Origin of the sequence: Promicromonospora sp. MS192, from assembly GCF_049532985.1 — a bacterium.
Classification (GTDB): domain Bacteria; phylum Actinomycetota; class Actinomycetes; order Actinomycetales; family Cellulomonadaceae; genus Promicromonospora.
Genome location: NZ_CP186693.1, coordinates 730,401 through 749,735, shown reverse-complemented (window position 1 = coordinate 749,735; position 19,335 = coordinate 730,401). Strand labels below are relative to the sequence as shown.

Sequence of the window (19,335 nt, the reverse complement as noted above, 5' to 3'; positions counted from 1 at the left end):
GGTCAGGGGGTGCGCAGCTCCACGGCCGGCGTCGCCTGGGTGCCGTCGTGCAGCAGCCGCACCCGCACCGCGCCCACGGCGGCCAGCTCGCGCCAGTGCTCGCCGAGCCACTGCTCGGCGTCGTACTGCGCGGTGAAGACGGGTGTCACGGGCTCGTCCAGGCGGCGCCCCTCGGCGTCGTCCAGGGCCCACTCCCACTGCGGACGGATCACTCGTACCTCCCACTTGCCGTCGAACCCGCCGATCGGGTCAGCGCACGGTTGATCTCCGACGCCCAGAGCGGGCCCTCGTAGACGAACGACGTGTAGCCCTGGGTCAGGTCGGCTCCCGCGCGCAGGTACGCGCGGACGTCGTCGGCCCGTGTGATGCCGCCCACGCCGATGATGACCGGTCCGGTGCCGAGGCGCTCGCGCAGGCGGGCCACGACCTCCAGGCCCCGGCCCAGCAGCGGCGGACCGGACAGCCCGCCCGGACCGCGCTCGTGGCTGATCGTCGTGTTGACGGCGACCACGCCGTCGAGGCCGAGCTCGAGCACCAGGTCGGCGACGGCGTCGATGTCCTCGCCCGCCAGGTCGGGAGCGATCTTCACCAGGAGGGGGACCCGGCGCCCGTCGCCCGCCGACCCCGCGCCGGTGGCGTCGTCGGCGGCGGCCCGCACGGCCTGGAGGATGGGCCGCAGCGACTCGGTCGCCTGCAGGTCCCGCAAGCCGGGCGTGTTCGGGGAGGAGACGTTGACCACGAGGTAGTCCGCCCAGGGTGCCAGCAGCCGGGCCGACGTGGCGTAGTCGGCGGGGGCCTCCTCCGGCGGCGTGACCTTGGTCTTGCCGATGTTGGCGCCCACGACGATCGCGCGGCCCGCGGCCGTGCTCCGCAGCTCGCGCAGCCGCTGCGCGGCGGCCGCCGCACCCTCGTTGTTGAAGCCCATCCGGTTGCGCACGCCGCGGACGTCGAGCTCGCGCCACATGCGCGGCTTCTCGTTGCCGGGCTGCGGGTGGGCGGTCACGGTGCCGATCTCGACGAACCCGAACCCGAGCATCGTCAGGCCGCGCACCGCACGTGCGTTCTTGTCGAAGCCGCCCGCCAGGCCGAACGGCGCGGGCACCACCCGGCCGAAGAGCCGGACGCTGCCCGGCCCCCCGGCGCGCTGACCGAGGTAGGGGGCGACGGCGCCCTGCACCACGTCGCGCAGCACCGGCACCTTCCCGGCGCGCTCGATCAGCGAGAACGCGAGCTCGTGCGCCCGCTCCGGGTCCATGCCGCGGAAGACGCCGTTGAACAACAACGAGTACGGCCAGCTCATGCGGTCCTCTCCTCGGACGGGCTGCGCGACGTCCGCCACAGCCACCACAGACCCACGAAGGGCAGGACGAGCGGCACGTAACCGTAGCCCTGGCCGAACCCGGACCACACGGTCGACTCGCCGAACGCCTCGGGGTCGGCGAGCGACAGCGCGCCGACCGTCACCACGCCGACAGCCTCGATCCCGACGGTGACCCAGGCCGTCAGCCGCCACGCGGGGGTGCCGATCGCGAGGGCGAACGTCGCCACGACGTACACGACGGCGGCGAGCGTCGACAGCGAGTACGCCACCGGCGCCTCGCCGAACTTCACGACCAGCTCGTAGGACGAGCGGCCCAGTGCCGCGAACGCCAGGATGCCGTAGACGGTCACCAGGACGCGACCGAAGCCGCGTCCGGTCCGGCGGCCGGCCGGTCGTCCCGCGCCACCCGGTCCGGTGGTCTGCTCCATCATGCTCCCGTCCAGATCTGCCACAGCCGCCACTCCAGGAAGGCGACCGTCAGCGACGCCACCAGCAGCACCACCGAGCTCCACCTGGTCCGCTCGGCGAACGCCCACGCGGCGGCGATCGGCAGGATCACCAGGGTGGTCGCGTAGTAGCCCCAGAACAGCAGCGGGTCGCCCGCGCCGGCGCCGGTGGCGCCCTGGACGATCGCCACGACGCCCTGGACCAGCACCAGGCCCTCGATCACCGCCCCGCCCCAGAGCTGGTTCAGGATCACCGCACGGTCGCGGGCCACGAACCAGCCGGCCCACCCGGCCAGGGCCACGCAGAGCGCGACCACGAGGAGCAGGAGGGCGAGGATCACGCCCGCAGACTACCGGGCCGCACCTGCGGGGCGGCAATCGGAACCGACGTGACCTGCGCCTCTGTCGAGCGGCCCGGCCGCGCGCCGTGCGGCTCGGGGAGGGTGTCAGGGCCCCGGGTTACCATCGGCCTCGTGACCGACGTGACCCTCTCCAGCAAGAATCCCACCGCCGTGAAGGCCGAAGCGCTCGTGGTGGCGACCGCCCAGACGTCGGACGGCGTTGCCGTCGTGTCCGACCAGCTCCCCACCGACCTGCTGACCCAGCTCGAGACGCTCGCCCCGCAGCTCGGCGTGACGGGTGCGCGTGACGAGGTGCGCAAGATCCCGGCCGGCCCGCAGCTCGCCGCCGAGGTGCTGGTCCTGACGGGCCTCGGCGAGCGCGCCGAGGACGGCACGTTCTCCGCCGAGACCCTGCGCCGCGCGGCCGGCGCGGCGACGCGCGAGCTCGCCGGGCTCGCCTCCGCCGCGATCGCGCTGCCCGCTTCCGACGACGACGAGATCACCGCGGTGACGGAGGGCGCACTGCTCGGCGCCTACGCCTTCAACCGGTACCGCAGCGCGGGCAAGGAGACCGGCAAGGAAATTGCGAAGGACGCCGCCAAGGGCTCGAAGAGCGCCGGCAGGAACGGCAAGGACCCGGTCGCCGCGATCGAGATCCTCACCCCGCTGCACAAGAACGCGAAGGCCAAGCTCGCCGCCGAGCGCGCCGAGATCCTCGCCGCGGCCGTGCACGCCACGCGCGACCTGGTCAACACCGCACCCAACGAGCTCTACCCCGCCACGTTCGCCGACGCCGCGAAGGCCGCCGCCAAGGACGTCAAGCACGTCCGGGTGACCGTGCTGGACGACAAGCAGCTCGCCTCGGGCGGCTACGGCGGCCTCACCGCCGTCGGCCAGGGCTCGTCGCGCGGCCCGCGTCTCGTCAAGGTCGCCTACACGCCGGCCAAGCCGACCGCGAAGGTCGCCCTGGTGGGCAAGGGCATCACGTTCGACTCCGGCGGCATCTCGATCAAGCCGGCCGCCGGCATGGAGGCCATGAAGTCCGACATGGCCGGTGCCGCCGCCGTCCTGAGCACGGTGGTCGCCGCCGCGAAGCTGAACCTGCCGGTCGCCGTCACGGGCTACCTGTGCCTCGCCGAGAACATGCCGGGCGGCAACGCCCAGCGGCCGGCCGACGTCATCACCATCTACGGCGGCAAGACCGTCGAGGTGCTCAACACCGACGCCGAGGGCCGCATCGTCATGGCCGACGGCCTGGTCTCCGCGGTCGAGGACGGCCACGACGTGGTGCTCGACATCGCCACGCTGACGGGCGCGCAGATGGTGGCGCTCGGCAACCGCACGTCCGCCGTCATGGGCACCGACGAGGTCCGCGACGAGATCAAGGCCGCTGCCGACGCAGCGGGCGAGCTGTTCTGGCCGATGCCGCTGCCGGAGGAGCTCAAGGCGAACATCAAGTCCAAGGTGGCCGACGTCGCCAACTCCGGCCCGCGCTGGGGCGGCATGCTGAACGCCGGTCTGTTCCTGCAGACCTTCGTGGGCGACCACCCGTGGGCCCACCTGGACATCGCCGGCCCCGCCTTCAACGACGGCGGCGCGCACGACTACACGCCGGGCGGCGGCACGGGCGTGGGCGTCCGTACCCTCCTGACGTTCCTCGAGGGCCGGGCGAAGTAGCTACTTGGCGCGGCGCTGGGCGCTGTTCCAGTCGCGCATCCGCTGGGGGTAGCCGGTGAACCGGACGTTGTACACCGGCACCCCCAGCTGGTTGGCGATGTCGAACGCGGTGCGCTCGTCCGGCACCCGGCGGCGCGTCCACTCCCCCGTGCTCGCCACGAGCAGGACGGTGCTGGGGATGTCGGTGGTCGGTGGCTCCACGTACGCCTCCACGCCGACCCGCGTGCTGATGAACTCACCGAGGTGGGCCATCGTCTGACGGCGCGCGTCGCCACCTCCGGGGCGCGAACCGCTGCCGGACGACGACCGTCGCTGGAAGAATCGCGCGAGCGAGCTACGGGACTGGCGGGGCATGGAACGAGGGTACTAGCGAGACCCGTACCGGCCTAGGCAACTCGACGCAGATCCAGACGCAGTCCCAGGGAAAGCCACACTCTTGTCACAGAATGTCGCCACGGTCACACCCGTCGAGGCTGGTTCACGATTGGGGCCACGCCCGCTGAAGTGTCAAGATGGCATGCGGTGCTCATGATCCGCGCACGGTTCGCCCACAGGCAGGACGCGTGCACGGTTCGCCCCCGAGCCCATGCCTTCGACGAGGAGCCAGCACGTGCCATCGCCTGACAACCCGGACACGTTCGACGTCGTCGTGCTCGGCGGGGGCAGCGGAGGCTACGCCACCGCGCTCCGGGCCGCGCAGCTGGGCCTGAACGTCGCCCTGGTCGAGAAGGACAAGCTCGGCGGCACATGCCTGCACGTCGGCTGCGTCCCCACCAAGGCGCTCCTGCACGCGGCCGAGGTGGCCGACGCGGCCACCCACGGCGCGCAGTTCGGCGTCCGCACCTCGCTGGACGGCATCGACATGCCGGGCGTGCTCGCTTACAAGGACTCCGTGGTCGCGGGCCTGTACAAGGGCCTGCAGGGCCTGATCGCCTCGCGGAAGATCACCGTCGTCGAGGGGCACGGCACGCTCGCGGCCCCCGGCGTCGTCGAGGTCACCGCCGCGGACGGCGCCACGTCGCGCTGCACGGGCACCCACGTGGTGCTCGCGACCGGCTCGTACGCCCGCACCCTGCCCGGCCTGGAGCTCGGCGGCCGCGTCATCACCTCCGACCAGGCCCTCACGCTCGACACCGTGCCGAAGTCCGTCGTGGTGCTCGGCGGCGGTGTGATCGGCGTCGAGTTCGCCTCCGTCTGGAAGTCCTTCGGCGCCGACGTGCAGATCGTCGAGGCGCTGCCGCACCTCGTCCCGAACGAGGACGTCGCGCTCTCGAAGGCGCTGGAGCGCGCGTTCCGCAAGCGCGGCATCAAGTTCTCCCTGGGCGACCGGTTCGCCCAGGTCAAGCAGTCCGACGACGGCGTGCAGGTCGAGCTGGAGTCGGGCACGACGTTCGACGCCGACCTGCTGCTGGTCGCCGTCGGGCGCGGTCCGCGGACCGCCGACCTCGGCTACGAGGCGGCCGGCGTCCGTGTCGACCGCGGGTTCGTGCTGACCGACGAGCTGCTCCGCACCGGCGTCACCACGCCGGCCGGCGGGCAGGTCTGGGCGGTCGGCGACATCGTGCCGGGCCTGCAGCTCGCCCACCGCGGGTTCGCGCAGGGCATCCACGTGGCCGAGCAGATCGCGGGCCAGTCGCCCGCGCCGATCGACGAGGCGGCGATCCCGCGCGTCACCTACTGCGAGCCGGAGGTGGCGTCGGTCGGCGTCACCGAGGCGAAGGCCGCGGAGCTGTACGGTCCGGACCAGGTGGAGACCATCGAGTACAACCTCGCGGGCAACGGCAAGAGCAAGATCCTGGGTACCCAGGGCTTCGCCAAGCTGGTGCGCCGCAAGGACGGACCCGTGGTCGGTATGCACCTGATCGGCTCGCGTGTGGGCGAGCTGATCGGCGAGGGCCAGCTCATCGTGGGCTGGGAGGCGTTCCCTGAGGACGTCGCCTCGCTCGTCCACGCACATCCCACCCAGAACGAGGCACTCGGAGAGGCACACATGGCACTGGCCGGCAAGCCTCTGCACGCCCACAACTGACCATAACGACAAAGGAGACCCCACAGGTCATGTCTGAGAACGTGCAGCTGCCGGCCCTCGGCGAGTCCGTCACCGAGGGCACTGTCACCCGCTGGCTCAAGGCTGTCGGCGACGAGGTCGCCGTCGACGAGCCGCTGCTCGAGGTGTCGACCGACAAGGTCGACACCGAGATCCCGTCGCCGATCGCCGGCGTGCTCGAGCAGATCCTCGTCCAGGAGGACGACACCGTCGAGGTCGGCGCCACCCTCGCCGTCATCGGCGACGGTTCCGGTTCGGGTGCCGCTCCCGCGGCTCCGGCCGCCGAGCCCGCGGCCGCCGAGGCGCCCGCCCCCGAGCCGACGCCGGAGCCCGCCGCCCCCGCACCGGAGCCTGCGCCTGCCGCCGAGGCGCCCGCGCCCGCCGAGGCCCCGGCTCCGGCCGCCGCGCCGTCCGGCGACGCCACCGAGGTCCCGCTGCCCGCGCTGGGCGAGTCGGTCACCGAGGGCACCGTGACGCGCTGGCTCAAGGAGGTCGGTGACGACGTCGCCGTCGACGAGCCGCTGCTCGAGGTCTCCACCGACAAGGTCGACACCGAGATCCCGTCGCCGGTCGCCGGCACGCTCCAGAAGATCCTGGTGCAGGAGGACGAGACCGTCGAGGTCGGCGCCGTCCTGGCGCTGGTCGGCTCCGGCGCGGCCGCCCCGGCCGCCTCGCCGGCCCCCGCCGTCCCGGACCCGGCCGCCGACTCCCCCGAGCCGGCCGCGGCCGCCGCCCCGGCTCCTGCGCCCGCACCGGCTCCCGCCGCCGCGCCCGCTCCCGCGGCTCCCGCCCCGACGCCCGCGCCCGCCGCCCCCGCGCCCGCCCCCGCACCGGCGGCCGCACCCGCGGCCCCGGCACCCGCCGCTCCCGCCGCGGCGTCGACGGGCCGCACCATCGGCTCGTACCTGACCCCGCTCGTGCGCAAGCTCGCGGCGGAGAAGGGTGTCGACGTCGCCGAGGTCAAGGGCACCGGTGTCGGTGGCCGCATCCGCAAGGAGGACGTGCTGGCGGCTGCCGAGGCCAAGGCCGCCCCCGCCGCCGCGCCTGCCGCCGCACCCGCGGCCACGGCCGCGCCGTCGGCCCCGACCAAGCTCGAGGTCTCGCCGCTGCGCGGTACCACCGAGAAGATGTCGCGGCTGCGCAAGATCGTCGCCGAGCGGATGCTCGAGGCGGTGCAGACCCAGGCCCAGCTCACCACCGTCATGGAGGTCGACGTCACCCGCGTCGCACAGCTGCGGGCCAAGGCCAAGGAGTCGTTCGCCGCTCGCGAGGGCGCCAAGCTGACCTTCCTGCCGTTCTTCACGCTGGCCGCCGTCGAGGCGCTCAAGGCGTACCCGAAGATCAACGCCACGATCGACACCGAGAAGGGCGAGATCGCCTACCACCCGTCGGAGAACGTGGGCATCGCGGTCGACACCGAGCGCGGCCTGGTGGTCCCGGTCATCAAGAACGCCGGCGACCTGAACCTGGCGGGCATCGCGCGCCAGATCCAGGACCTGGGCGCACGTACCCGGGCGAACAAGGTGACGCCGGACGAGCTGTCGGGCGGCACGTTCAACATCACCAACACCGGGTCGGGCGGGTCGCTCATCGACACCCCGATCGTGCCGCTGGGCCACGCCGCCATCCTGGGCACGGGCACCATCACCAAGCGCCCGGTCGTCGTGACGGACCCGCTGGGCAACGAGAGCATCGCGGTGCGCTCGATGGCGTACATCTTCCTGTCCTACGACCACCGTCTGGTCGACGGCGCGGATGCCGCCCGCTTCCTCACCGCGATCAAGAACCGCATCGAGGAGGGCGCGTTCGAGGCCGAGGTCGGCCTCTGACGCACAGCCGCCCGCGCACGTCCTGGACGCGCGCCTGACGGCCAGCACTCGACGACGGCCGGTCCCGACTCCGGGGCCGGCCGTCGTCGTCGCTCCGTGCCCGCGGTCGCCGCGCTACATTCGCGGGATGGATGTGGTGGTCGCCGGATCGCACGGACTCATCGGCGCCGCGCTCGTCGCGGACCTCGTGGCGCGCGGGGACGGTGTGCGACGGCTGGTGCGCCGGGGCGCTGCCCCGTCCGCGGACACCACGGACACGGCGCCGGGCGTCCGGGACCTGGAGTGGGACCCGCGCACGGGCGAGCTCGACCCTGCCACGCTGGAGGGGGCGGACGCCGTCGTCAACCTGGCCGGCGCCGGGATCGGCGACCATCGCTGGACCGCGGCCTACAAGCAGACGCTCGTCGGCTCCCGGACCACGACCACGAGCCTGCTCGCCCGGACCATAGCCCGCCTGGACACCCCGCCCGTGCTGGTCAACGGCTCCGCGATCGGCGCCTACGGCGACCGCGGGGACGAGGTGCTCACGGAAGCCTCGGGACGGGGCGAGGACTTCCTGGCCGGGCTGGTCGAGGCGTGGGAGAACGCCACCGCCCCCGCCGCGGACGCGGGCGGGCGCGTCGTCTGGCTACGCACGGGCCTGGTCCTGGCGCCGAGCGGCGGCGCACTGGGCAGGCTGCTGCCGCTCCTGCGTCTCGGCGTCGGCGGGCCGCTCGGCAGCGGCCGCCAGTGGTGGAGCTGGATCACCCTCGCCGACGAGGTGGCCGCGATCCGCCACGTCATCGGGGCACAGGACGTCCGGGGGCCCGTGAACGCCGTCGCCCCGGAGCCCACCACGAACCGGTCCGTGACCCGGGCCCTGGCGCAGGCGCTGCACCGCCCAGCGGTGCTGCCGGTGCCACGGTTCGCGCTGCGGGTCGCGGTCGGCGAGTTCGCGGGCGACCTCGTCGCCTCCCAGCGGGTCGTCCCCGGGGTGCTCGCCCGGACCGGCTTCGCCTGGGCGCACACCAGCCCTCAGGAGGCGGCCCGCTGGGTGGTGGACGAGGTCAGCGCACCTCGCTGACGCGCCAGCCGCCCGGCGTCCACACGAGGATCAGGTCGGCCGACTCCTTGGACGCCGGCACCGCCGTCTCGCCGTCGGTCGACACCTGCAGGTGCGCGCTGATCGTGTACTCGATCCGGACGACCGCCTCGATGGGGGCCTTCGAGCCCTGCTCCGCCGCGGGCGCGTCGGAGCTCTCGGACGTCGTCAGCGACGCGGGGGCGACGTCCTCCAGGGCGGACGCGGCGCCCGGTCCCATGGTCACCAGCTCCGTCGACTCCACCTCCGCCGACGCCCCGACCACCTGCGCCCCGGACTGCCGGAGCTCGTCGATGATCTTCTCGTCCGCCTGGTAGGCGGGCGAGCCCTCCACGTTGACGGTCTTGATGTCCGACACGGCCCCCGCCAGCAGCGCCAGGCGGCGCTCGGTGAGCTCGACCGCGGCGCCGGCCGGGTCCTTGGCGTTCGCGACCGGGCTGATGCCGCCCCAGCGGGGCGCGGACGCCTCCGGCGTGGGCGCGGCGACCGCGGGCTCCTCGCTGCCGAACATGTTGGGCAGCGCCATGACGCCGGCGGTGACGCCCGCGATGACACCCGCCGCGATCATGCCCGTGGCGACCAGGGAGACCGCCGTCGTCCGCGGCTGGGTGGTGCCGCTCACCGCCGCCGCGCCCGCGCTGCCGCTCAGGGGCATCGTCGCCCGGCGGCGCGCCTTGGCCGCCCAGGCCCGGCCGTCCACGGCGGCGAGCGAGCCGGTCAGCGTCCGCGCGGCGGACCGCCACGCGGACGGGGTGTGCGCGCCGAGCGGCACGTGGCCCGTGAGGGGCACCGGGCCGCTGAGCGCGGCCGACACCAGCGCGGAGCCGTCGGGGAGGCGCACCGGCTCCGGCGGCACGGCGTCGTGCACCAGGGAGGCGAGGGTGCCCGGCTCGGGGCGGTCGCGGGGGTCCTCGGCGCGGGCGCGGGCGAGCACGGAGCGCAGTGCCTCGTCCGCCTCGGAGTGCATGCTCGGACCGGGGAAGCCGAGCACCGACTCGATGAGCGTCGCCAGGGACGTGACGTCGACCGGGTCGTCGCTGTGCTCCGGGAGCGTCACGCGGGGGCGCAGGACCGCGGTGCCGTCGGAGCGGAGCAGCACGTCGGTGGGCCGGACCCCGCCGTGGACGAGGCCCACGCTGTGCAGGGCCGCGAGGGCCTGGGCGATCGCGACGGTGACACCGGATCCCTCCGCGGGCGTCAGGGGACCCCGCGAGCCGACGGCGGTGGGCAGGTCGACCGCTCCCGTGCGCGAGAGCCGCACGTCGAGGTTGTCCGGCCCGTTCGGGGAGATCGCGATGAGCGGCACCAGATGGGGGTGGTCCAGTGTCGCGAGTGTGTCCAGTCGGCGCACCAGCAGGGCGCGCGCCGCGGCGTCCGTGGGGACGGCTACGCGGACCAGTTCCGCAGATTCGATGTAGTGCACTCGTTCATGAGAACTCCGGCGGTCGGAACGCGCCCTTTATCCACAGGATTTGCCGAATCGGTCACCCTGTGGGTGAACTGACCGAATGCCTTGACCACGGGTTGGCTCTGCGGTATGCGACCGGACAAAGAGCCTGCTCACGCCGGTATCAGACGTCGATGAGCCGGCCTTCCCGGGCCGACAGGCGGGCGGCGTCCAGGACCTCGGCGGTGCGGACGGCGTCCGCGGGGTCGACGGGCACCTCGGCCTCGCCGGCCAGCCAGTCCGCCACCGCGGTGTAGAAGTCCTCGTGCCCGCCGCGCGGCCGGGGCACCGGTGTGCGCTCCCGGCCCCGCACGAGCCAGCCGTGGGTGCCGTCGGGCTGCTCGGCGTCGAGCACGTCGAAGGGGGACGCGTCGCCCTCGAACGAGTTCACGAGGTAGGCCCCGCCGTCGCCGAGCACCCGGGTGCGCGGGCCCGGGGCCCCGACCAGGGAGCCGGCCCACAGCCGGGAGACCACTCCCTTGGCCGGCGGCTCCGCCCCGAACAGGACGTCGGCGCCGGTGGCCCGGCCGGGCACGGCGCCGAGCCGGTTGCCGGGCTCGGTGCCGGGGGCCGCATGGTGCAGCACGAGGAACACGTCGTCCTCGGTGGGCGTGGACAGGGCGCGGGTCTCGGCGTAGACGGCCACGACCGGGCCGAAGAGCTGGGTCGCGGAGTCCACCAGGTGCGGGCCCAGGTCGAGCAGGAGGCCGCCGCCCACGACGTCGTTCTCCTTCCAGCGCTGCTGGGGCTTGGGCCGCCAGCGTTCCCAGTGCCGCTCGAAGGTGTGCACCGTGCCGAGGTCGCCCCGGCGCAGCAGCGCGGCGAGGGTGAGCTGCTCGGGGTCCCAGCGCCGGTTGTGGAACACCGTGAACGGCGTGCCCGCCGCCGATGCCGCGGCGACCACGCGCCGCGCCTCGGCCGCCGTGGTCGCGATCGGCTTGTCGAGCACGAAGGGCTTGCCCGCCAGGGAGACGGCGGCGGCGTGCTCCGCGTGCAGGCCCGACGGGCTGGCGACGACCACGAGGTCGTACAGCCCGGGCTCGGCCAGCATCGCGGGCAGGTCGTTGAACAGGCGGGCGCCGGGCCAGTCACCGGCCGCCTGGACCCTCCGGCCCGAGTCCCGGGCGACGACCGCGGTCACCGACATTCCCGCTGCTCGTGCCAGGCGGGCGTGGATCTGCCTGCCCGCACCCCCGTAGCCGACGATCCCGATCCGAAGTGCCATGGCCCCCATGGTGCCCCGCGCCGCCCGGCGACGCGAGATTACTGGTCAGCGCGTAAACAGGCGTAACACAACTCTGGCAGACTTGAGCAAGCAGTGCGTTTCATACTTTCTCAGTCTTTGTCAGGGCATCGCCCTAGACTCACCGGCCGACAGAATGAGGGGCTCGTGTCCGCCACCGCCAGGAAGAAGTCCAGCCAGAAGCGCAAGACCCTGCAGCTCGTGCTCATCGCCGTCGCCGCGCTCGTGCTCGCCGGGAACTTCGTCGTCAAGTCCCTGGGCGACGACGTCGCCCCCGCCGAGGGCGCCGAGGGTTCGGCGCTCGCGACGCTCGAGGACCTCACGGTCCAGGACGCCGCCAGCGAGGCCGGCTACGACCGCGAGTCCGACTTCGGGACAGCATGGCAGGACGTGGACGACAACGGGTGCGACACGCGCAACGACATGTTGCAGCGTGACCTGGAGGACATCGAGTTCAGCTCCGGCGACACGTGCGAGGTCGCGTCCGGCACGCTGGACGACCCGTACACGGGCGAGACCATCGCGTTCGAGCGCGGCGAGAACTCCGGCGACGTGCAGATCGACCACGTGGTGGCGCTGATGAACGCCTGGACCACCGGCGCGGCGGACTGGGACAAGGAGAAGCGGGTCCAGATCGCCAACGACCCGCTCAACCTGGTGGCCTCGGACGGCCCGGCCAACATGGGCAAGGGCGCCCGGGACGCGTCCGAGTGGCTCCCCGAGAACCAGGCCTACCGCTGCGAGTACGTGGCCCGGCAGATCGCCGTCAAGGCCAAGTACGGCCTGTGGGTCACGCCCGCGGAGCACGACGCCATGGCGGACGTCCTGACGAGCTGCCCGGCGGAGCCGCTCCCGGCATCCTGACCGACCTCTTGCCGCCTCCCGGCACACCACTGCCGAGCTTGGTCCAGCAGGCCACCGCGAACCGTAACCGGGCCCGTTCCGACCGCCGGCGGCCCGCTGAACCCAGGTCAGTGAACGGTGCAGCCGTCCGCCCTCCGTGGACGTAGGCTGGCGGCCATGGACACGCCCATCGGCATCGAGCACCTGTCCGGTCACGTCGACTACCACGAGGGCTGGGAGCTCCAGCGGCGCACCCACGAGTCCGTCCGCACCGACGAGCGGGGCGACACGCTCTTCCTCCTGGAGCACACGTCCGTCTACACCGCCGGCGCCCGCACGCACCGCGACGAGTTCCCGACCGACGGCACCGAGGTGGTCAAGGTGGACCGGGGCGGCAAGATCACCTGGCACGGGCCGGGGCAGATCGTGGCCTACCCGATCATCAAGCTCGCCAAGCCGTTCGACGTCGTCGAGTACGTGCGCACGCTGGAGCAGGCCGTGATGGACGTCTGTGCGACGCTCGGCGTGGAGACCATCCGCGTCGAGGGCCGGTCCGGTGTCTGGGTCGCCGCCGACTCCCCCGACGTCCCGCACGCACGGCGGGAGCGCAAGGTGTGCGCCATCGGGGCGCGCGTCGCCAAGGGCGTCACCATGCACGGCCTGGCCCTGAACTGCGACGCCGACCTGGCCGCGTTCGACCACATCGTGCCGTGCGGGATCGACGACGCCGACGTCACCTCGCTGACCGCCGAGCTCGGCCGCCGGGTGGCCGTCGACGAGGTGCGCCCGCTGCTGGAGGCGGCCCTCGTGGAACGCCTCGCACCGCTGCTCGCGCGGGAGGACGAGGTGGTGGCGACGTCGTCCGTGGCCGTCGCCGCCACCGCGTGACGAACGCCACTGCCCGCCCCCCGGGCGACCGCTCGCCGTCGGTCAGCCGAGGCATAGGCTGGGCGAACCCGCTGACCTGGGAGGGATCTGCGTGACCATCGCACCTGAAGGCCGACGCATGTTGCGCATCGAAGCGCGCAACGCGGCCACGCCCATCGAGAAGAAGCCCGAGTGGATCAAGACCCGGGCGGTGATGGGCCCCGAGTACCGCGACATGAAATCGCTCGTCAAGGGCGAGGGCCTGCACACGGTGTGCGAGGAGGCCGGCTGTCCCAACATCTTCGAGTGCTGGGAGGACCGCGAGGCCACGTTCCTCATCGGCGGTGACCAGTGCACGCGCCGCTGCGACTTCTGCCAGATCGACACCGGCAAGCCCGCCGACTTCGACAAGGACGAGCCGCGCCGCGTCGCCGAGTCCGTGCGGACCATGGGCCTGAAGTACTCGACCGTCACCGGCGTCGCCCGTGACGACCTGGCCGACGGCGGCGCCTGGCTCTACGCGGAGACCGTCCGCCAGATCCACGCGCTGAACCCCGGCACCGGCGTGGAGCTCCTCATCCCGGACTTCAACGCCATCCCCGAGCTGCTCGACGCCGTCAACGAGTCGCGCCCCGAGGTGCTCGCGCACAACGTCGAGACCGTGCCGCGCATCTTCAAGCAGATCCGCCCGGCGTTCACCTACGAGCGGTCGCTCTCGGTCATCACCCGGGCGCGCGACGCCGGCCTCGTGACCAAGTCGAACCTGATCCTCGGCATGGGCGAGACCATCGACGAGGTCAAGCAGGCGCTGCAGGACCTGCACGACGCCGGTTGCGACATCATCACGATCACCCAGTACCTGCGCCCGTCGCTGCGCCACCACCCGGTGGACCGCTGGGTGCGGCCGGAGGAGTTCGTGGAGCTGTCCGAGGCGGCGGAGCAGATCGGCTTCCTCGGCGTCATGGCGGGGCCGCTGGTGCGTTCGTCGTACCGTGCGGGCCGTCTGTGGGGACAGGCGATGACCAAGCACGGCCGCGCGATCCCCGAGGCGCTGTCGCACCTGGCCCAGCCCACGACCTCCCGTCAGGAGGCGGCGAGCCTGTTGGCCCGCTGAGCCGGCGCTCCTCCTGCTCTCAGTACACGCGAAGAGCACTAGAATCGATGACCATGGCCAGAACCTCGTCCGGCGGCGACGCGCGCAACGACGCGCCCGCCGTCAAGCAGAAGAAGCCCAAGAAGCGCCGCTGGTATCACCAGCTGTGGGACGTCTACCAGATGACCCGCAAGCAGAACCCGCTGGTCACCTGGTGGATGCTCGCCGCGTTCGTCGGCGTGGTGGCGGTGGCGCTGCTCATCGGCGTGCTGACGGGTCCCTGGATCTACGCGCTGGTCATCGGTGTTCCCTTCGCCGTGCTCGCGGCGATGTTCATCCTGTCGCGCAGTGCGGAGAAGGCCGCGTACACGCAGATCGCCGGCCAGCCCGGGGCCGCCCGCGCGGCGCTCGGCACGGTGCGCGGCGGCTGGACCTTCGAGGACGAGCCCGTCGCGGTCGACGCCCGTAACCAGGACTTCGTGTTCCGCGGCGTCGGCCGGGCCGGCGTCGTCCTGGTCTCGGAGGGGCCGCCGCACCGCGTGGGGCGCCTCCTGGAGCAGGAGCGCAAGAAGGTCAGCCGCATCCTGTCCAACGTGCCGGTCACCCTGATCCAGTGCGGCGACGCCGAGGGCCAGGTGCCGCTCACGAAGGTGGCGCGCTCCGTCTCCCGGCTCAAGTCGACCCTCACGCGCGCCGAGGTGAGCGAGGTCAGCAAGCGGCTCAAGGCCATCGGCGGCATGAAGCTGCCGATCCCCAAGGGCATCGACCCCACCCGCGCCCGCCCCGACCGCAAGGGCATGCGCGGCCGCTGACCCGGCCGGCACCGGAACCGCCTCACGAGAGGGGCGTCCTCGTCATCGAGGGCGCCCCTCTCGCGTGCTCCCACCGCCGCAGATCACCCGTCCGAGGGACGGACGCCGCCAGGCCGGGCCCTGTGAGTTCTGGCACTCTGGGGATCGCCGCCGGTGTCTCGACCTGCAGGTCTCCCCGGGGTTACACGGCCGAGAGGCCCGAGAAACATTCCCGCAACAATCAGTAACCAGAGAGAAACCACCTGCCCATAGGTTCATGGCGATCCGCGAGCGATCGTTCCCGGCTCGTCCGGCGCGCGGTCCGACGGACTCCCCCTGAACTTATCGAGCGAGCAAGGAGCGCAGATGTTCAAGAACGCCGAGGAGGCGATCGCCTTCACCCGCAACGAGGGGGTGGAGTTCGTCGACGTCCGGTTTATCGACCTGCCGGGCGTCACGCAGCACTTCAACATCCCGGTCGAGCAGTTCGACGAGGACGCCTTCAGCGAGGGCCTCATGTTCGACGGCTCGTCGATCCGCGGTTTCCAGGCGATCCACGAGTCCGACATGAAGCTCGTGCCGGACGTCACGACGGCGTTCATCGACCCGTTCCGCAAGGCCAAGACGCTGATCGTCAACTTCTCGATCGTGGACCCGTTCACGGGTGACGCCTACGCTCGCGACCCCCGCAACATCGCGGCCAAGGCCGAGGCCTACCTGAAGTCGACCGGCATCGCCGACACCGTCTTCTTCGGCCCCGAGGCCGAGTTCTACATCTTCGACGACGTGCGCTTCAAGACCGCGTCGAACGAGAGCTACTACTCCATCGACTCCGTCGAGGCCGCGTGGAACACCGGCCGCGAGGAGGAGGGTGGCAACCTCGGGTACAAGACCCGGTACAAGGGTGGCTACTTCCCCACGTCGCCGAGCGACCGCTTCGCCGACCTGCGCGACGACATGGTCAAGATCCTCGGTCAGGTGGGCCTCTCCGTCGAGCGCGCGCACCACGAGGTGGGCACCGCCGGCCAGCAGGAGATCAACTACAAGTTCAACACCCTGCTGCACGCCGCCGACGACCTGATGAAGTTCAAGTACGTCATCAAGAACGTCGCGTTCGAGGCCGGCAAGTCGGCCACGTTCATGCCGAAGCCGATCTTCGGTGACAACGGCTCGGGCATGCACTCGCACCAGTCGCTCTGGAAGAACGGCGAGCCGCTGTTCTACGACGAGAAGGGCTACGGTGGCCTGTCCGACCTGGCTCGCTGGTACATCGGCGGCCTGCTCAAGCACGCCCCGTCGCTGCTGGCGTTCACCAACCCGTCGGTGAACTCCTACCACCGCCTGGTGCCCGGCTTCGAGGCTCCCGTGAACCTCGTCTACTCGGCCCGCAACCGTTCCGCCTCGATCCGTATCCCGATCACGGGTACCTCCCCGAAGGCGAAGCGCATCGAGTTCCGCGCGCCGGACCCGTCGTCGAACCCGTACCTCGCGTTCTCCGCGATGCTGATGGCCGGCCTGGACGGCATCAAGAACCGCATCGAGCCCCCGGCCCCGGTCGACAAGGACCTCTACGAGCTGCCGCCCGAGGAGCACGCGCAGATCGCCCAGGTCCCGACGTCGCTCGGTGGCGTGCTCGACGCGCTCGAGGCCGACCACGAGTACCTCACCGCCGGTGACGTGTTCACGGAGGACCTGATCGAGACCTGGATCGCGTACAAGCGCGAGAACGAGATCGACCCGATCCGCCTGCGGCCGCACCCGCACGAGTTCGAGCTCTACTACGACATCTGAGCCTGATCGGCTAGATTCCGGGCCTCCCGAGGCCCCGTAGTCCACGAAGAGTCCACGCGAGCCGCGTTCACCTTCCCGGTGGCGGCACGCGTGGACTCTTCCGTGTCCGGCTTCGGTGTGGTGCCGTCCTGGCGGTGGGCCTGGGCGCTGCACGCAACTTCTCCCCCACCCGCCGGATCGCCTCGGGGTCGCCCGGCGTCGGCGTCCACATGCCCGCCACCGCGTCTCCGTCGTACCGGGGCAGCACGTGCAGGTGGACGTGGAAGACCGTCTGGCCCGCGACCGGCCCCGTGGCGTGCACCAGGTTGACGCCGTCGGCGCCCAGCACCTCCATGACCCGCCGCGCCATGACCTGCGCCGTCCGGGCCGCCGCCGTCAGGTCGGCCGGCGGCACGTCGAGCAGGTCCGTCGCGTGCGCCTTCGGGATGACCAGCAGGTGGCCCGGGGTGGCCGGGGCAATGTTCATGAAGGCGAGCGTCCGGTCGTCCTCGTACACGGCGGTGCTCGGCGCAGTACCGGCGACGATCTGGCAGAAGACACACTCGGCAGGCATGTCGGGAGGTTATCGGCCCCGCCGTTCACCACGCGTCTGCTGCCAGGAACGGGGCCATCCTGGCAGCAGACGCGTGGTGAACCGCAGGGCCGATCGCGTCGATCAGGCGGGTCACTGCCGAACCACCTCCCGCACCGGCTCGAACCGGTCGTGCTCCGTCTGGCACACGCCCTCGCCGTGCGTCAGCCCGGGCAGGTCCCGCTGCAGCGTGGCGATCACGCCGGCCGGGATCTCGCCGCGTACGACGGCGACCCCCGGCCCGGCGAGTCCCGACTCGAACGGCACCCCGCCCAGCCGCCCCACCAGCGAGGTCACGGCGCCGACGGCGTCGTCCGGCAGCTCGATCACGAACCGGTGCACCGGCTCGCACACCACCGTCCCGGCGCGCCGCACGGCCGCCGCGAGCACGCGCGGCGCCAGCCCGCGGAAGTCGGCCCCCGTGCTCGACATCGCCTTGTTGAACTTCTGGTGCATGTGGCTCTGTCGCGGCGCGTACCCCGAGTGGGTCATGACCACCCGCGCGTCGGGCACCGGGTAACGCAGCGGCCCGCCCGCGAGCGAACGGCGCACCGTGTCCTCCGTCGCGTCGAAGAACGCCGGCGGCATCGACCCGCGCTCGCACTCGAGCTCGAACGTCACCCCGGAGCCGACCGGCGCAGGCTCGACCCGCAGCCCGATGGTGGCCAGGAACTCGTTCCCGTCCTGCTTCTTCACCTCCAGCGCGTGCCCGACGCCGGTCAGCCGCTCGGTGCGCGCCGTCCGCACCTCGCCGAACCGGGCCTCGACACCGTGCTCCCGCTGGAGGATCGCGGCCAGTACCTCGCGCTGCACCTCGCCGTAGAGCGAGACCGTGATCTCCTCGTCGCGGCGCCGCACCCGGATGAGCGGGTCCTGCTCGGCCAGCTCCGACAGCGCGGAGTACAGCCGTCCGCGCGCCTCCGGCGCCGCGTCCACGACCGTCTCGTACGACGGCGGCGGGAACTGGCTCGCCCGCTCGTCCCCGGGCAGCCTCGGCCCGACCACGTCGCCGACCCGCGCCGTCGTCAGCCCCTGCACGACGGCGATCTGGCCCGCCCCCGCCGTCGGCCGCGCCGTCAGCGACCCGCGGTGCGCAACGCGCAGCCCGGTGATCCGTTCGGCACGCCCGTGGCCCAGGTCGATCCGGTCGCGCAGGTGCAGGACTCCCGACCGCATCCGGACGAACGCGCGCTTGCGGCCGCCCTCGCGGTCGATCGCGAAGACCACGCCGGACGGGCCCGCGTCGGGCGCCGCCGCGTTCGCCGCCCCCGCGTCGGGCGCCGCCACGACGTCTGCCACCGGCAGGAACTCCCCCAGCGCCGCAGCCAGCTCCGGCACCCCCGCGCCGGTCACGGCCGACCCGAACAGCACCGGATGTGCCCGTCCGTGCCGCGACTCGTCCGCGAGCCAGTCGCGCAGACCGTCGCCGGGCAGCACCTCCACGCGCGCGGACGGCGTTCCCGCGCCCAGCACCCGCTGCACGGGCAGCGCGTCCGGGCTGAGACGGCGCACGACGGCGTCGACCACCTCGTCCGGACGGGCACCCCGCCGGTCGATCTTGTTCACGAACACGACCGTGGGCAGCCGCAGCCGTTGCAGCGCGCGCATCAGCACCAGCGTCTGCGCCTGCACGCCCTCGACGGCGGACAGGACGAGCACCGCGCCGTCGAGCACCGCGAGGCTGCGGTCCACCTCCGCGATGAAGTCGGGGTGGCCGGGGGTGTCCAGCACGTTCACGGTCACGTCGGCGGCGGCGGGGAAGGATGCCACGGACGCGCGGATGGTGATCCCCCGCTCGCGCTCCAGCGCGAGCGAGTCGGTGAGGGTGTCGCCGCCGTCGACGGAGCCGAGGCGGTCGATCACGCCCGCATGGTGCAGCAGGCGTTCGGTCAGGCTGGTCTTACCGGCGTCGACATGAGCGACGATCCCGAGGTTGAGGTACGACAA

At 72.5% G+C, this 19,335-nt stretch carries 18 protein-coding genes and 1 pseudogene; 9 read left to right on the top strand and 10 right to left on the bottom strand.

Annotated elements, in window-relative coordinates:
• Window positions 1-2: 2 nt before the first annotated feature.
• From ACO229_RS03375 to ACO229_RS03360, 4 genes are read right to left on the bottom strand one after another with little or no spacing between them, the layout of a single operon-like run.
• Window positions 3-212 (bottom strand): hypothetical protein, encoded by a 210-nt coding sequence (locus ACO229_RS03375; protein WP_397412583.1) that lies wholly within the window; start codon window positions 210-212, stop codon window positions 3-5.
• Window positions 209-1,300 (bottom strand): quinone-dependent dihydroorotate dehydrogenase, encoded by a 1,092-nt coding sequence (locus tag ACO229_RS03370; protein ID WP_397412581.1) that lies wholly within the window; start codon window positions 1,298-1,300, stop codon window positions 209-211. Before ACO229_RS03370 ends, ACO229_RS03375 begins: the two co-directional genes overlap by 4 nt.
• A complete protein-coding gene (locus ACO229_RS03365) occupies window positions 1,297-1,773 on the bottom strand; it encodes a hypothetical protein (protein WP_423463760.1) in 477 nt (158 codons plus the stop codon). The genes ACO229_RS03370 and ACO229_RS03365 overlap by 4 nt, the downstream gene beginning before the upstream one ends.
• Window positions 1,749-2,108: a hypothetical protein gene (locus tag ACO229_RS03360; protein ID WP_397412577.1), complete on the bottom strand. Its 360-nt coding sequence runs from the start codon at window positions 2,106-2,108 to the stop codon at window positions 1,749-1,751. The genes ACO229_RS03365 and ACO229_RS03360 overlap by 25 nt, the downstream gene beginning before the upstream one ends.
• Before the next feature lie 132 nt (window positions 2,109-2,240).
• Here ACO229_RS03360 and ACO229_RS03355 point away from each other — a divergent pair, with 132 nt between their 5' ends.
• Window positions 2,241-3,785, top strand: coding sequence for a leucyl aminopeptidase (locus tag ACO229_RS03355; protein WP_423463759.1), 1,545 nt, complete (start codon window positions 2,241-2,243; stop codon window positions 3,783-3,785).
• Here ACO229_RS03355 and ACO229_RS03350 read toward each other — a convergent pair whose 3' ends face one another.
• Window positions 3,786-4,037 (bottom strand): oxidoreductase, encoded by a 252-nt coding sequence (locus ACO229_RS03350; RefSeq protein WP_423463758.1) that lies wholly within the window; start codon window positions 4,035-4,037, stop codon window positions 3,786-3,788.
• 334 nt (window positions 4,038-4,371) lie between these two features.
• Between ACO229_RS03350 and lpdA the strand changes: the two genes are divergently transcribed.
• From lpdA to ACO229_RS03335, 3 genes are all read left to right on the top strand, one after another.
• Window positions 4,372-5,814, top strand: coding sequence for a dihydrolipoyl dehydrogenase (gene lpdA, locus ACO229_RS03345; protein WP_423463757.1), 1,443 nt, complete (start codon window positions 4,372-4,374; stop codon window positions 5,812-5,814).
• A gap of 29 nt (window positions 5,815-5,843) precedes the next feature.
• A complete protein-coding gene (gene sucB / locus ACO229_RS03340; protein ID WP_397412569.1) occupies window positions 5,844-7,661 on the top strand; it encodes a 2-oxoglutarate dehydrogenase, E2 component, dihydrolipoamide succinyltransferase in 1,818 nt (605 codons plus the stop codon).
• Window positions 7,662-7,788: 127 nt separating this feature from the next.
• Window positions 7,789-8,724, top strand: a complete 936-nt coding sequence (locus tag ACO229_RS03335) for a TIGR01777 family oxidoreductase (protein ID WP_423463756.1) — start codon at window positions 7,789-7,791, stop codon at window positions 8,722-8,724.
• Here ACO229_RS03335 and ACO229_RS03330 read toward each other — a convergent pair.
• Window positions 8,708-10,165 carry a hypothetical protein gene (locus ACO229_RS03330; RefSeq protein ID WP_423463755.1) on the bottom strand — a complete coding sequence of 486 codons (1,458 nt, stop codon included), beginning with the start codon at window positions 10,163-10,165 and terminating at the stop codon, window positions 8,708-8,710. The two genes, ACO229_RS03335 and ACO229_RS03330, sit on opposite strands and share 17 nt — an antisense overlap.
• A gap of 148 nt (window positions 10,166-10,313) precedes the next feature.
• Window positions 10,314-11,414: a Gfo/Idh/MocA family oxidoreductase gene (locus ACO229_RS03325; protein ID WP_397431954.1), complete on the bottom strand. Its 1,101-nt coding sequence runs from the start codon at window positions 11,412-11,414 to the stop codon at window positions 10,314-10,316.
• Window positions 11,415-11,579: 165 nt separating this feature from the next.
• Between ACO229_RS03325 and ACO229_RS03320 the strand changes: the two genes are divergently transcribed.
• From ACO229_RS03320 to glnA, 5 genes are all read left to right on the top strand, one after another.
• Window positions 11,580-12,296, top strand: a complete 717-nt coding sequence (locus ACO229_RS03320; RefSeq protein ID WP_397412561.1) for an HNH endonuclease family protein — start codon at window positions 11,580-11,582, stop codon at window positions 12,294-12,296.
• Between the two features lie 156 nt (window positions 12,297-12,452).
• Entirely contained in the window at window positions 12,453-13,163 is a 711-nt protein-coding gene (lipB, locus tag ACO229_RS03315) for a lipoyl(octanoyl) transferase LipB (protein ID WP_423463754.1), read from the top strand.
• 91 nt (window positions 13,164-13,254) lie between these two features.
• Window positions 13,255-14,256, top strand: a complete 1,002-nt coding sequence (gene lipA, locus ACO229_RS03310) for a lipoyl synthase (protein WP_397412557.1) — start codon at window positions 13,255-13,257, stop codon at window positions 14,254-14,256.
• A gap of 53 nt (window positions 14,257-14,309) precedes the next feature.
• A complete protein-coding gene (locus ACO229_RS03305; RefSeq protein WP_397412556.1) occupies window positions 14,310-15,047 on the top strand; it encodes a DUF4191 domain-containing protein in 738 nt (245 codons plus the stop codon).
• A gap of 345 nt (window positions 15,048-15,392) precedes the next feature.
• Window positions 15,393-16,817, top strand: coding sequence for a type I glutamate--ammonia ligase (gene glnA, locus ACO229_RS03300; RefSeq protein ID WP_397412554.1), 1,425 nt, complete (start codon window positions 15,393-15,395; stop codon window positions 16,815-16,817).
• Window positions 16,818-16,884: 67 nt separating this feature from the next.
• Here glnA and ACO229_RS03295 read toward each other — a convergent pair whose 3' ends face one another.
• From ACO229_RS03295 to ACO229_RS03285, 3 genes and pseudogenes are all read right to left on the bottom strand, one after another.
• On the bottom strand, window positions 16,885-17,370 hold the full coding sequence (locus ACO229_RS03295) for an HIT family protein (RefSeq protein WP_423463751.1): 486 nt from the start codon (window positions 17,368-17,370) through the stop codon (window positions 16,885-16,887).
• A gap of 111 nt (window positions 17,371-17,481) precedes the next feature.
• On the bottom strand, window positions 17,482-18,564 hold the full coding sequence (locus tag ACO229_RS03290) for a hypothetical protein (RefSeq protein WP_423465257.1): 1,083 nt from the start codon (window positions 18,562-18,564) through the stop codon (window positions 17,482-17,484).
• A gap of 87 nt (window positions 18,565-18,651) precedes the next feature.
• Window positions 18,652-19,335, bottom strand: a pseudogene (locus ACO229_RS03285) (GTP-binding protein); the annotation flags it as partial.